This window comes from Canibacter zhoujuaniae, from assembly GCF_011752005.1.
GTDB lineage: Bacteria > Actinomycetota > Actinomycetes > Actinomycetales > Microbacteriaceae > Canibacter > Canibacter zhoujuaniae.
In genome coordinates, this window is record NZ_JAAIJZ010000001.1 from 801,572 (window position 1) to 815,305 (window position 13,734).

Here is a 13,734-nt window from a genome sequence, read left to right on the forward strand (position 1 = left end):
GCCTCCTTAAGCTATGCGCGCTGCAATGTTTTGATCTGTCTCCTGCATAATCATCGCGGTCTCGCGCAAAAACGACTGAATTTCTGTCAGCTGTTCGATTACTGTGCGGGCACCGTCGCTATATGATTCATACGCTGCAGCAAATCTTCCCGACGCCACATCCGTGACAAAACCTGATGTGATCAAGTTCTGCACCTGAGATCGCAGTGCGGTTAACCTGTCGGTTATTTCGGCGCGCCCCGCTTCCAAGTGTGCGGCAGCCGCTTCAAGCTCTTCATAGCTCACACTAATATTCATTAGTTTCCCTTACGGTCGAGGGCACGGCCGTTTGGTTAAACATCAATCTAACAGCGCCAAAAATTGTGCAGCAGACAAAATAAAATCTGTGGATAACCGCAGCCTAAAGCGATTATCCACAGATTAAAGCTAGCGGTCTACTTTTGTAGAGATTACGCAGTTGCAAGCCGCTGCTGCACCACCGCGGCCACCTCAGTCAGCGCCACTTTTTCGCGCTCACCCGTGCGACGGTTACGGATTTCAGCAAAGCCCTCTGCTGCGTCGCGGCCAACAACTACGATAAACGGCATGCCGAGGAGTTCTGCATCGCCAAATTTGACACCCGGCGACACTTTCGGACGATCATCGAAAAGCACTTCAACTCCGGCTGCGTCAAGTTCCGCAGCAATTTCTTCAGCCTTCTCAAACGGCAGAGACTCTTTACCGGTCGCAACTAAATGCACCTGATACGGTGCAATAGCAGCTGGCCAGATTAGACCGTGCTCATCATTATTCAACTCTGCGAGCGCCGCAAGAATTCGAGTCACACCGATACCGTATGAGCCCATAGTCACAGTCTGCAGCTTGCCATTCTCGTCAAGCACCTTTAGCCCAAGCGCTTCCGCATACTTCCGTCCAAGCTGGAAGACGTGACCAATTTCCATACCCCGCGCTGTTGTAATCGGGCCGGAGCCGTCCGGCGCGGGATCCCCGTCAACAACGTTTGCAACATCTATCACACCGTGCGGCTCAAAATCACGGCCGCACACGAGAGAGTGCACGTGTTTATCAGCGGCGTTCGCGCCGGTGATCCAGCTTGTGCCGGTAACAACACGCGGATCCACAAGATATTTGAGTGAGCTTTGACCGCCCACCCCAAGCAGACGCGTCGCGCCATCAGCAGGGCCTATAAAGCCTGCAATCAGTTCTGGGTGCCCCTTTAAATCAGCCTCGGTCGCCTGCTCAATTTCATAGCCCGCAAAAGCCACTTCGAGACGTTTCTCATCAATCTGCCGGTCACCCGGAATACCGATAACCACAAGCTCTCGCGCACCGTGCGCATCGGTCAGCGCTAAAACAATGTTCTTTAGTGTGTCGCCAGCTTCCCACGCACGCCCGAGCAGCTGTGGCACAACCTCATTAGTGTGCGCAACAAGCGTTTCAATCGTGTTAGTTCCCGGGGTGTCAAAAACCTCTGCCGCAGCCAACTCAGCGATTGGGCGCTCCTTACCCGCAGGCGCACGATATGCTTCGACGTTTGCGGCATAGCCACCGGCTGAGCGCACGAAGGTGTCTTCACCGATCGCAATCGGCAGCAGAAACTCTTCGCTCTTTGAGCCGCCCATCGCGCCCGCGTCAGCAGCCACTATGACATATTCCACGCCGAGGCGGTTAAAAATACGCTCATACGCGTCACGCTGCCGCTGGTAGGAGTCTGCAAGCTGCTCATCAGAGATACCGAATGAGTAAGCATCCTTCATTGAGAACTCGCGCCCGCGCAACAGCCCAGCTCGTGGACGCGCTTCATCTCGGTACTTATCCTGGATTTGATAAATTTCGAGCGGTAAATCTTTGTAAGAATTCACAATGTCTTTTACAAGCAGCGTAAAGACTTCTTCGTGGGTTGGGGCGAGCAGGTAGTCTGCCGCGTGGCGATCCTGCAAGCGGAAAATCCCATCGCCGTACTCTTCCCAGCGCCCGGTTGCTTCGTAAGGATCGCGCGGTAACAGTGCCGGAAAGTGCACCTGCTGCGCGCCCGCAGCACGCATTTCCTCATGAATGATGTTCTCGAGCTTTGCTCGCACACGCAAACCCAGAGGCAGCCAGGCGAATATACCCGGAGCTTGGCGGCGAATATACCCCGCACGCACCAGCAGTTTGTGACTCACAACCTCAGCGTCAGCTGGATCCTCACGCAGGGTTTTCAGAAAATAGTTTGAAAGGCGATCTAGCACCCTTCTATGTTAGCTACTCAGAGACCTTAGTATCGGTCAACCACCGCAGCGGGATTTCGATGAGCACCTCTGCCCCGCTGTTTTCCTGGTTGCGCCACAGGATACTTCCGGCGAGCTCACCCTCAATCAGGGTGCGCACAATTGAAGTGCCGAGCCCGTTACCGACACCGTTATCCGGAAGTCCAATCCCGTCATCACTCACTCGCACACGCATATTATTCTCATAGCGGCTGGTTTCGATGCGCACTGTGCCCGGGCGGTCGGCAAGTCCGTGCTCAACAGCGTTGGTCACCACCTCGGTGAGCGCGAGCGCGAGTGGCGTCGCATACTCAGACGGGATCTCACCAAATTTGCCCTCTGTCTCTAAAGCAACCTTGGTGTTGTGCATGCTCGCAACTTCCACCGCAAGGCCGAGCACCCTCTCAAAAACCTGGTCAAAGTTAACGATCTGCGCAACTCCGGATGCAAGAGTGTCGTGCACTACCGCAATTGCCGCAACCCGGCGCATAGCCTGACCGAGCACCTGCTTCGCTTCGTCGCTTTCAGCCCGTCTAGACTGCACTCGCAGCAGGGACGCCACGGTCTGCAGATTGTTTTTTACGCGGTGATGAATTTCGCGAATGGTCGCATCTTTCGTAATCAGTTCCTGCGCCTGCTGTTTAATATCCGTAATGTCACGGGTGAGGATAATTGCACCACAGCGTTCCCCACGCACAACAACCGGGATAGAGCGCATAGTAATCGTGCTGTTGCGCGCTTCCAGATCAACACGACTTGCAATTTTTCCGCCGGCGACCAGCGGAATTGATTCGTTTGTATCCATCGTGCCCGCCACTATATCGGCGACAACATCGGTCAGCACTTCGTCTTCAAGTTCGGTGCGAAAACCGAGGCGAGAAAAACTGGTTAGGGTGTTTGGGCTGGCAAACTCCACCACGCCGTTGGGGTCGATCCGCATAATTCCGTCGCCGACTCGCGGAGCACCCCGCAAACGTCCTTTCTGGCTGCCCTGATGCGGGAATAGGCCTTCGCCGATCATCGCCAATAGGTCTGCTGCGCTCTCACGATATGCCTGGCCGGCACGCGATGCAGCCAGCGTATCACCCGGCGCTGCATGCAGAGTTACCACCGCAAAAGGCCCTATGCGTTTGCCAGTTTGCGGATCCCGCCGACTAACCGGATACGCTCTTAACTGCATCGGCGCTTCTTCATACCAGGTCAGTTCTTTAGCCACTACAACGGTGTTGTCACCGATAACCGCGTCAGCAATCTCAGCCCAGTCACGACGCATAAAATCACCAACGACATCACGATAGAACATTGTGAAAAGGCCGGTTGGGCGACTGTGCCGGACAGCGAGATACTCACCCTCCCCTGTGGGCACCCACAGCACCGCATCGGCAAGCGCAAGGTCAGCAAGCAGCGACCAGTCTATGACTAGGAGCTCAAGCCAATCAATCTCTGGCTTAGTGAGCTGGGTGTATTTCTCAGAGAGTCCTCGCAGTGATAGCACACTCTCATTAAACCATCGTGAACTGTGTGTTTCTGTCGGCACACGAGGTTAATAAATTTGGGTATTTAGACCTGCGCTTAATTACCTGTTGGACTAGCCCTCTGCAGGTCTTATCATGAAATTCCCTAACACTCCCCTTCCCCCTCGTGAAAGCAGAGAACAGTGAATGCTACAGCGTTGTTGCAATCAACTTTTCCCGAAGATCTCTTCGTCTTGCGGCTGGCACGGTTCGCAATAGAAATCGTGCACATTGGGCGCCCTGTGCAACACATCGCACGATGGGCGACACCTGCTGTGCTAGCTCGGCTGCAAGCCCAACAGTGCATCCAAGAATCCCAAAATTATGACTACCTGCCGCGCAAGAAACCACACCCCGTTAAACCGCATCTATGCGCCCCAAACGAATTTGGGAGGTTGCGGCGTTTTCAGCACACCCCAGAGATTGAAGACTGTGTCGCTTTAATTCCAACCCGTAACCGCGTTATCGCGGTTTCAGTCAGGCTGCGCCGACGTGAAAATCGTTGGTGGGTGACAGATATTGCTGTTCTTTAAGCGGCTTCAGCCCGCAGTTTAGCCACCTCATAGAAGGCGATGCTCGCCGCAATTCCCGCATTCAGCGACTCAGTTGCCGCCGAGATTGGGATAGACACAATAGCGTCACACTGTTCTGCAACCAGCCTTGACAGGCCGGCACCCTCTGAACCTACGACAACAGCAAGCGGCCGATCCGCAAGCTCGAGACCGGGCAGCGACACCTCTCCGTCACCATCTAGACCCACAACAAAGACCCCTGCAGCTTTCAAATCCTTGATAGTGCGGGTGAGGTTGGTGGCCATCGCAACCGGGCAGCGCGCAGCCGCACCGGCAGAGGTTTTCCACGCTGCGGCGGTAACACCGGCAGAGCGTCGCTGCGGCACAATCACACCGTGACCGCCGAAGGCAGCAACTGAACGAATAACCGCACCCAGGTTACGCGGGTCGGTAACCCCGTCAAGCAGCGCCAACAGCGGAGTTTCGCCGCTATCAAACGCGCGCTGCAGTAAATCTGCGGGGTGTTTGTACTCGTAAGGAGCGACCTTCAACAGCACGCCCTGGTGCACTGTGTCGCGCCCCGCCATACGATCCATCTCGGAGCGCATGATTTCAAGCACCGGAATATCACGACCGTTGGCGATGCCGATAATTTCACGCATTCGCTCGTCAAACTCTGCACGAGCTGCGACATAGAGCGTGGTGGCTGGCACTTTAGTGCGCATCGCTTCTAACACAGAGTTGCGGCCGGTGACAATCTCAGTGTCATTAATAGCCGGGCGTCTTGAACCGGTTTGCTGGGTGCGATTGCGCCGGTTTGCGGCTGCCCGCTCACGCAGTTGCTTTGCTTTGTAGGCTGGATGATAGACGCGATCCTCCGCTTTCGGAGTTGGCCCTTTACCCTCCAGCGCTGCACGCCTTTGGCCGCCCGATCCGACAGCTTTACCTTTGCTTTTCTTTCGCACAGAGGCGCCAGCTGGGCGCCCGCGTCTTTTCACGTTCATTTTATAAAGCTCCAAACCGCACCTTCGGCGGTGTCTTTCAGCGCGATACCCGCTGTTGCGAGTCGGTCTCGTATTTCATCACTGGCTGCCCAGTCTTTCGCAGCACGGGCTGCAGCGCGTTTTTCGATTAAATCTGTTACAAGAATATCAAGCGCTGCTGCAGCTTTGCTGTCTGCGCTAGCAGCCCCCGTCCAATGTGGATGTCGCGGATCAAGATGCAAAACGGCGAGCATCGCAACAAGCTGGTCAGCAGCAACAGCTGCGAAATTGTGGTTGCCCTTATCTAATTCAGTGTTTAGATTACGCACCACATTATGCACAACAGCCAGTGCTTGCGGCACAGCAAAATCATCGTTCATCGCCGCCACAAACTCAGCGGGCATTAGCTCTAGCAGTTTCTCATGTGGTGCCTGCGGCGCGAGAACCCTCGTGCCGAGTTCATTTTCTGCACGGTTGAGGGCGGCTGCAATGCGGTCGATAGCTGCCTGCGCCTCCAGCAGTGATTTATCACGATAGTTAAGGGTTGAGCGATAGTGCGCACCGCCTAGAAAATAGCGCACCACAAGAGCAGACGCTTCTGCCAATAGCGTGCTCGCAAAAAGTGAATTGCCGAGCGACTTTGACATTTTCTGGTCTCCCACGTTCACCAGACCGTTGTGCACCCAATACTTTGCGAAACTGTCACCGGCAGCTGCCGACTGAGCCAATTCATTCTCATGGTGCGGGAAACGCAGGTCTCTGCCGCCGCCGTGAATGTCAAAGGCAGACCCGAGGAAGCGCGTTGACATTGCGGAGCATTCAATATGCCAGCCCGGGCGCCCTCTGCCACCGCGACTGATCTGCCACTTGGCGTCTTCCGGCTCACCGTCTCTAGCAGCCTTCCAGAGCGCAAAGTCTGTTGGATTGCGCTTACCCGGCGCAGCTTCTTCCGCTGCCGCCATCGCAGCTAGATCCTGATTTGTGAGCTCGCCGTATCGTTCCCATTTTGAGGTATCGAAATAGATGCTGCCGTCGGGGGTCTCGTATGCATAACCCAGCTCCCACAGGCGCGTAATAAGCGCGTCCATGTCACTGATGTGGCCGGTCGCGCGCGGTTCGCATGTCGGTTCAGAAACACCGATTGCTCTGTATGCGGCGCTAAATTCCCGCTCGACCCGCATCGCAAGGCCCCACCAGGGTTCGGTGCCGCCGGCTTCCTGCGCTGCCTTGGCATTAGCCAGAATCTTATCGTCAATGTCAGTGACATTACGCACGAAGGTGACTTCATACCCACACACCGTGAACCAATTTCGCATCTGGTCATAGACCAGCGCACTACGCAGGTGGCCGATGTGCGGAGCAGACTGGACCGTCGGGCCGCAAACATACATTCCGACGTGCCCCGCTCTACGCGGTTCAAAGGGCAATAGCGTTTTAGCTTTGGAATCATAGATGTGCAGTGTCACACGTCTACCCTACCTGCTACTGTCCGGTAACGACCGTAGCGCGTTGCTCTCTTACAGCTACAGCAGCAGCTCGTAAACCTAGCGGCAGCGATACGACTATTCCTAATACCGGAATCTGTCTGTTTTTCGCTAGTGCTTCGCGGCTTCCTCAGCGGTCACAATGTAAGGCTTATACTCTGGCAGCGTGCCGTCGAGCACAGGAACAGACAGCTCTGTCTCTACGCCGTTAACGGTAACCACAGCCTGCACGGTTGAACCGATGGCCTGGCCCGGGAGCTCTACCACCTCGACAGGGTCACCCTCGGCAAGATTACCGGTGCGGGTGGTGCCTGGCTCCACCATGAAGTGGGCATGAGCGGTAGCGCCATCAGTTGAGAGGAAGTCGAAATGGATCAGAGCTGAGCTGTCTGCATTGTTAACAGCGGTGAAAACAACGTTAAAAACGCCCTTCTCGTCACCGACGAGCAGCAGGTTGCGCACATTAACTGAATCAGCCGCGACGCTCACACCGTCACTCGCGTTGTATGACATCTGAGTTGCAACCGGTGCTACCAATGAGCAACCGGTTAGGGCCACACATGCCACTGCCGCAGTACCAAGTGACTTTACGATGCTGGTCTTCACAGACGACCTCCGGGTCATTTCAGATTGGGGCTGAATAAAAGCTTAAAGTTTCCTCCATCATACCGAAATTCCAGCGCCCCCACAGCCAGGCCAAATCCTTATATCGGCGTGTCTATTTGTGTTATTCTTAAAGTTCGACTGAAAAGGAGCCCCTTCTAGATGCAGTTTGTAGTTGGCGAAACCGTTGTTTACCCGCATCACGGCGCAGCAACAATTGTTGAGGTTACCCAGCGCGAGATTGACGGCGAAGAAAAGCTGTATTTGAAGCTAGAAGTCAATCAGAGCGACCTCACCATTGAAGTTCCTGCCGAGAACTGCGAAATGGTTGGCGTGCGTGACGTGATTGACGAAGAAGGTTTGCAGCGGGTGTTTGACGTGTTACGCGCCCCATTCACAGAAGAACCTTCAAACTGGTCCAGGCGATACAAGGCAAATCTTGAAAAACTCGCCTCCGGTGACGTTATTAAGGTGTCTGAGGTTGTGCGTGATTTGTGGCGTCGCGAACAGGATCGCGGCCTTTCCGCCGGTGAAAAACGGATGCTGGCAAAGGCACGGCAGATCCTCACCTCAGAGGTTGCTCTGGCAGAAAAGAGTGACGACGATCACGCCGCCGCGCTAATCGATAAAGTCCTCGAAGAGACAGCATAATTTTTTAATAAACACTAAAGCGCGGGTGATCACCGACTGACCGCCCGCGCTTTTTACGTATTTACTTACGCTTACTCCTGGCTACTTTTTACCCTGCGCGGCCACAGCGGCTGCCCCTGCTGCGGCTGCTTCCGGATCGAGATACTCACCCTTGCCATTAGCGGTGCCATCGTCGTTGATTTCGTAGACCAGAGGCATTCCTGTTGGAATATTCAGCTCAGCAATTTCAGCGTCGCTAATTCCTTCAAGGTGCTTCACGAGAGCGCGCAGTGAATTGCCGTGCGCGGTCACAAGCACAGTTTTGCCCGCCTTCAGATCCGGCAAAATCTCACCCTCCCAGTACGGCACCAGACGCTCGACTACATCTTTCAAGCATTCGGTGCGCGGTGCTGCGCCGTCAATCTCGGCGTAGCGCGGATCCGCCGCCTGTGAAAATTCAGAGTCGTCAGCCAGCGCCGGAGGTGGGGTGTCAAAGCTGCGGCGCCACTGCATAAACTGCTCCTCACCAAACTCGGCGAGGGTTGCAGCTTTATCTTTGCCCTGCAGTGCACCGTAGTGACGCTCATTCAAGCGCCAGCTGCGACGCACAGGAATCCACAGTCGATCAGCGGCTTCAAGCGCTAAGTTTGAGGTTTGGATCGCGCGGCTCAGCAGCGATGTGTGCAAAACATCTGGCAGCACCCCGTGTTCGCGCAGAAGCTGACCCGCTTTGGCAGCCTCAGCACGCCCTTTCTCGGTGAGGCGCACATCAACCCAACCCGTAAATAGGTTTTTCTCATTCCATTCGCTCTGTCCGTGACGTAGCAGGATAAGTTTGTTGCTCACAGTTTCTCCTCCATTTTTTAATTCTTGCGGATCCGCGCAAACCCAGGCTTTACTGCTTAAACACCGCGAAAGGCACGTCGCTGTTCAGGCGTTAGCGCGTTGACCGCTCCCGCATCTGGCGGGACGATAGTCTCCAGCGTAGCCGCAAGACGCCCGCCGTGGCTGAGTTCCACCCAAAACTGCCCGGTTTCAGGGGCGGCACGTTTCACCAATGCGAGTGCGATTGGGCCTAGTTCATAGTGCAGCACCGCACGGGTTATGCGGCCTATTGGCTTTTCAGCGCCCTCAACATATATTCGACTTCCCACGCTCGGCAGCTCCCCGCCCGAGCCGTCAATGTGCACAGCAACTAAGCGGCGTGGCGGATGCCCGAGGTTGTGCACCTTCGCAACTGTTTCCTGCCCGCGATAGCAACCCTTGTTTAGGTGCACTGAGCTGCGCAGCAGATCGAATTCATGCGGTAGTGCACGATCATCAAATTCTGCAAGAGCCGGCCGCCATAACGCAACCTCAACGGTGTCTAAGGCGTTTATGCCGGCAGCTTTCAAACTACCTTTGCGCACCAAATCTTCAAGTGCGCAAGCGGCCTGCGCAGGCACAAGCAGCTTCACAACACCGTTGTTTACTGCAGCTGGGTGCTTTCCTGCTGCATACTGCACTCCCCCCTCCGGTCGCCACGACCAGGGGTCAAACAGTGGCAGTGCCGCAGGCGCAGCAGCACAGATCGCCTCGGCAGCCTGCGATGCAGTGTTAAGCGTTTCGAGAGTCGCATCCGGCGGAGTTGTTACCGCGCACACGAGCCAATCGCGCGACACGTTTGCGACCGCAACCCGCAGCGTAAAACGCATCCGCTCAAGAAATTCGTGCAACCGCTCGATGTAAGAATTTTCTGTTACAAGCAGAGCGCCGTCTGCTGTCGCCAGCACGCTAAACTGCTGCTCGATTTTACCGTTCGGATCGAGTAGCAGAGTTTCTGCCGCCTGACCCGGTTGCAGATCCAGCAGGTGTTGAGATGTGAGAGAGTGCAACCACCGCAAAGTGTCTGCGCCGGTCACCTCAAGCACCCCGAAGTTTGAAAGGCTAACTACCGCCCGCCCGGAGTCAAAGTTTCGCGCCTCGCGCAGCGGGGATCCGAAGTGTTGCACGGCATCCCCAGCGGGCGTTAGCACCGCGCCAGGTAATTTCGCAAAGAGCACGCTAAGCTCTAGCGCTGACCCTTAAAGAGGTTGTACAAAACTGCGGCTGAGGTGCCGCCAATTGCAAGCGTACAAAGACCTAAGAGTGCGAGGAAGAAAATCTCAAATGCTACAACGCTATCCATGTCTCTAGTTTATCTCTTTAGCTACCCTGCTTGCACCCAGAAGAGCACGTTGATCACGAAAAGTATCGCCAAAGCTCCTGAGATGCTCAGCGCAGTGCGCACAATAAACCCTTCGCGCTCGGCCGTCATCAACTGCAAGAGAAAGGTTAGCAACACAACAGCGCCAATTATAAAAACAGACCAACCAGACTGTTGCTGCACAGCACCACCGCTCATCGCAGTTGCCGCCCCGACCAGGAGCGCCGCAGCCCAGACGGCAGCGATACTCCATTTTTGGGTGAGTTTAGAGCGACGCGGTTTTGCACCGTTATTCACAGCACCGGCAGGCAGACTCATACCCTTATTCTGACACGAGCCAAGGGTTGATCCCAAAAACCTGCGAGAATAAATTTATGAGCAACAGCGTCGAACTCACAGCAGCCACCCCAGCCCGCTATATAGATCGTGAACTCAGCTGGCTTGCCTTTAATAAGCGTGTCCTCGAAATGGCCGAAGACACCGCACTGCCGGTGCTAGAGCGCGCAAATTTTCTGGCTATTTTTGCCTCCAACCTAGATGAGTTTTTTATGGTGCGCGTCGCCGGCTTGAAACGGCGCATTGTGACAGGGCTCGCGGTGCCCACCAACGTCGGTCTTGCCCCAACCGCGCTGCTCAATCAGGTGCTGCAAACCGCGCACGAGCTACAGGAGCGTCACACTGCCTGCTTTAACCAGCAAGTGCTACCGGCGATGGCTGAAAGCGGCGTCAGAATCGTGCGCTGGCAAGAGCTTGATAAGGCTGACAAAAAAGTTCTAAAAAACTACTACGACGAGAATATTTTCCCGATTCTAATGCCGCTCGCCGTAGACCCAATGCACCCGTTCCCGTATATTGCGGGGCGCTCACTAAACCTTTCGATCCGCGTCCGCAACCCGAAAACCGACAAAATAGAATTCGCACGCCTAAAGGTGCCGCAGATGATGCCGCGCTACATTCGTGTTGACAGTCGTGAGTCGGTCGACAACGTGCGATATCTTGCGCTTGAAGAGTTAATCGCCAATCAGCTTGATGGTCTCTTCCCCGGCATGGAGGTTATCGATCACCATGTTTTCCGTGTCACCCGCAACGAAGATATGGTGATTGAAGAAGACGAAACAGAGGATCTAATTCAGGCGCTCGAAAAAGAGCTTCTGCGCAGGCGCTTCGGCCCACCGATTCGGCTTGAGATTACCGATGATATGGACGATGATACGCGCGAGCTGCTGCGGGATGAACTGGATATTCATGACAGCCAGATTTTCGCTCTCCCCTCTCCGCTTGATCTCAGCGGGCTTTTCTCGCTGACGCAGATCGCCCGCCCCGACCTCAAATTCACGCCCCATATTCCTGTCACCAGCTCAGAATTTGCGCCCACTAACGGTAACGAATCGGTTGATATTTTCAGCGCGATAGCCCGTCGTGAGTTGCTGGTGCACCACCCGTACGAGTCGTTCGCAACCACTGTGCAAAGCTTTATTGAGCAGGCGGCTGCCGATCCGAACGTGCTCGCAATTAAACAAACGCTCTATCGCACTTCGGGCGATAGCCCAATTGTGGCCGCGCTGATTCGCGCCGCTGAAGCCGGCAAGCAGGTGCTCGCACTTGTTGAGGTGAAGGCGCGTTTCGATGAGGCCGCGAACATTAGTTGGGCGCGCAAACTAGAACAGGCTGGTGTGCACGTTGTTTACGGTCTTGCTGGGCTAAAAACGCACTGTAAGCTTGTGCACGTTATCCGCCAGGAGGCGCACGGGCTCGTCCACTACTGCCACATCGGCACCGGCAACTACAATCCGCGCACCAGCCGCATCTATGAAGATTTCGGGCTGTTTACATCCTCTCCCGAAGTCGGCAAAGACGTTACCCGGCTGTTTAATGTGCTTAGCGGCTACGCAATCGAGAAGCAGTACGATCGTCTGCTCGTTGCCCCGCTGCAGCTACGCTCGGGTTTGCTTGCTCGGATTCAGAAGCAAACTGAAAACGCCCTGGCGGGAGAGCCAGCTAGTATTCGCATCAAATGCAACTCGATGGTCGATGAAGAGCTTATCGACGCACTGTACGCTGCGAGCCAAGCGGGTGTGCAGATCGATATTTGGGTGCGGGGTATCTGCTCTATTCGCGCCGGAGTTAAAGACTTAAGCGAAAATATCAGAGTGCGCTCAGTGCTCGGCCGCTATCTCGAACACTCACGCATCTTTTCTTTCGGTGAGGGGGCGGATCGTGAACTGTTTATCGGTTCAGCAGATCTTATGCACCGCAACCTCGATCGTCGCATTGAGGTGCTTGTGCGAATCGACTCTGAAGAGCACAAGCAGCGCATCGACACCTTCTTTGCATACGCCTTCACGGAGGGGGTTATCATCTGGCAACTCGGCCCTGACGACACTTGGGAGCGCATCACCTCTGACGAAGAGGGCAACCGGCTGCCCGACCTGCAGGATCTTGTTATGACCAACCGTGCGGTTGCGAGGGCAAAGAGGCGTCGATGACCAAAACAATTTACGCTGCTGGCACGATACCGTGGCGCCTTATGCGCGACAAGCGGGGCAAAAAAGAGATAGAGGTGCTGCTTGTCTACCGGCAAAAATATAAAGACTGGGCCTTCCCGAAGGGGAAGCTAGATAAGGGTGAGAGCCTCCCGCAGGCTGCGGTGCGGGAGACACATGAGGAAACCGGTTTAAAACTAAAACTGGGCGCCAATATCGGCACCATAAATTACAAGCTCAAAGACGGCACACCAAAGGTTGTTGCATATTGGGCGGCTAAGGCCACAAAAAGTCGCCTGCAGGCACAAAAATTTAAGCCCAATAGTGAGATTGCTGATCTCAAATGGGCCCCGTTAGACGAAGCGATGAGCCAGTTGAGTTATCAACGCGACAGGGAACTGTTACAGATTTTTCAAGACATGGTGACGCACGGTGTGCAAGACACCTTCGCGCTTATTCTTTTGCGTCACGCACAGGCTGAGCCGCGTGGCGCTCTGCACCCAATAGATCATCTGCGCCCCCTCACCGCACTTGGCAGGGATCAGGCGCTAACGATCACCCCATCCCTGCAGGCTTTCGCGCCTAAACGCGTCATCTCATCAGACGCTAACCGCTGTGTTGCAACGGCTGCTGCTTCTGCAAAGAACTGCAAAATCCCGCTAGCTATAACCCCCGCGATCAGTCAAGACAGTTGGGATGCGGGAGACCTAAGCGGTATGCGAGATTTAGTTGCCGAAACGCTAAAAGCGCGTGGGAGCGTGCTGCTCTGCTCACATCGTCCAGTGCTACCCGATATTGCAAGAGAGATAGCTTTTAGCTGTAAAGCCCCAACCGGATCCTATCTCGATGAGGTGACTGCGCTGCCGCCTGCCGGATTTACTGTTTTTCACATCACGCGCCGCACAAAAAATCCTCGGCTTGTCAACATTGAAAGCTACCCCTTGCGGGTTAAATAGCCTGCAGCAGATAAGACTCGGTGACCGCTGATACGAAAAGCTAGGCCGTGCAACGCCTCTCGGCGAAAGGCCGCTCGCAGCGGCGAAAGTTGGAGCCCGGGGTTAGCAACGACCTAGCAAGTTAATCGTAGCGTA

At 55.1% G+C, this 13,734-nt stretch carries 13 protein-coding genes; 4 read left to right on the top strand and 9 right to left on the bottom strand.

Annotated elements, in window-relative coordinates:
• Positions 1-6 precede the first annotated feature (6 nt).
• The 3 genes from HCR00_RS03720 to HCR00_RS03730 form a co-directional block, all read right to left on the bottom strand.
• Complete coding sequence (locus HCR00_RS03720) at positions 7-297, bottom strand: WXG100 family type VII secretion target (protein WP_166987158.1); 291 nt, start codon at positions 295-297, stop codon at positions 7-9.
• 152 nt (positions 298-449) lie between these two features.
• Entirely contained in the window at positions 450-2,231 is a 1,782-nt protein-coding gene (locus tag HCR00_RS03725) for a proline--tRNA ligase (RefSeq protein ID WP_166987155.1), read from the bottom strand.
• 13 nt (positions 2,232-2,244) lie between these two features.
• Complete coding sequence (locus HCR00_RS03730; RefSeq protein ID WP_167142851.1) at positions 2,245-3,744, bottom strand: sensor histidine kinase; 1,500 nt, start codon at positions 3,742-3,744, stop codon at positions 2,245-2,247.
• Positions 3,745-3,906: 162 nt separating this feature from the next.
• Here HCR00_RS03730 and HCR00_RS07005 point away from each other — a divergent pair, with 162 nt between their 5' ends.
• Positions 3,907-4,296: an Rv3235 family protein gene (locus HCR00_RS07005; protein ID WP_166987149.1), complete on the top strand. Its 390-nt coding sequence runs from the start codon at positions 3,907-3,909 to the stop codon at positions 4,294-4,296.
• Here HCR00_RS07005 and rlmB read toward each other — a convergent pair.
• The 3 genes from rlmB to HCR00_RS03750 form a co-directional block, all read right to left on the bottom strand.
• On the bottom strand, positions 4,293-5,279 hold the full coding sequence (rlmB, locus tag HCR00_RS03740) for a 23S rRNA (guanosine(2251)-2'-O)-methyltransferase RlmB (protein WP_167142857.1): 987 nt from the start codon (positions 5,277-5,279) through the stop codon (positions 4,293-4,295). The two genes, HCR00_RS07005 and rlmB, sit on opposite strands and share 4 nt — an antisense overlap.
• Entirely contained in the window at positions 5,276-6,724 is a 1,449-nt protein-coding gene (gene cysS, locus HCR00_RS03745) for a cysteine--tRNA ligase (protein ID WP_166987143.1), read from the bottom strand. The genes rlmB and cysS overlap by 4 nt, the downstream gene beginning before the upstream one ends.
• Before the next feature lie 129 nt (positions 6,725-6,853).
• A complete protein-coding gene (locus HCR00_RS03750; RefSeq protein ID WP_166987140.1) occupies positions 6,854-7,348 on the bottom strand; it encodes a DNA modification methylase in 495 nt (164 codons plus the stop codon).
• 159 nt (positions 7,349-7,507) lie between these two features.
• Between HCR00_RS03750 and HCR00_RS03755 the strand changes: the two genes are divergently transcribed.
• A complete protein-coding gene (locus HCR00_RS03755; protein WP_166987137.1) occupies positions 7,508-7,996 on the top strand; it encodes a CarD family transcriptional regulator in 489 nt (162 codons plus the stop codon).
• 81 nt (positions 7,997-8,077) lie between these two features.
• On the opposite strand, the gene HCR00_RS03760 is transcribed toward HCR00_RS03755, so the two are convergent.
• The 3 genes from HCR00_RS03760 to HCR00_RS03770 all read right to left on the bottom strand — a co-directional run bounded on the left by HCR00_RS03760 (position 8,078) and on the right by HCR00_RS03770 (position 10,478).
• Complete coding sequence (locus HCR00_RS03760; protein WP_166987134.1) at positions 8,078-8,821, bottom strand: phosphoglyceromutase; 744 nt, start codon at positions 8,819-8,821, stop codon at positions 8,078-8,080.
• A 56-nt stretch (positions 8,822-8,877) separates the two neighbouring features.
• Positions 8,878-10,017 carry a CAF17-like 4Fe-4S cluster assembly/insertion protein YgfZ gene (ygfZ, locus tag HCR00_RS03765; RefSeq protein WP_166987131.1) on the bottom strand — a complete coding sequence of 380 codons (1,140 nt, stop codon included), beginning with the start codon at positions 10,015-10,017 and terminating at the stop codon, positions 8,878-8,880.
• Positions 10,018-10,163: 146 nt separating this feature from the next.
• Positions 10,164-10,478, bottom strand: coding sequence for a hypothetical protein (locus HCR00_RS03770; RefSeq protein ID WP_166987129.1), 315 nt, complete (start codon positions 10,476-10,478; stop codon positions 10,164-10,166).
• A 56-nt stretch (positions 10,479-10,534) separates the two neighbouring features.
• Between HCR00_RS03770 and HCR00_RS03775 the strand changes: the two genes are divergently transcribed.
• The gene (locus tag HCR00_RS03775; protein WP_166987125.1) at positions 10,535-12,646 is read left to right on the top strand and encodes an RNA degradosome polyphosphate kinase; all 2,112 of its coding nucleotides are present in this window, start codon (positions 10,535-10,537) and stop codon (positions 12,644-12,646) included.
• Positions 12,643-13,599, top strand: coding sequence for an NUDIX hydrolase (locus HCR00_RS03780; RefSeq protein ID WP_166987122.1), 957 nt, complete (start codon positions 12,643-12,645; stop codon positions 13,597-13,599). Before HCR00_RS03775 ends, HCR00_RS03780 begins: the two co-directional genes overlap by 4 nt.
• The last annotated feature ends 135 nt before the right edge of the window (positions 13,600-13,734 follow it).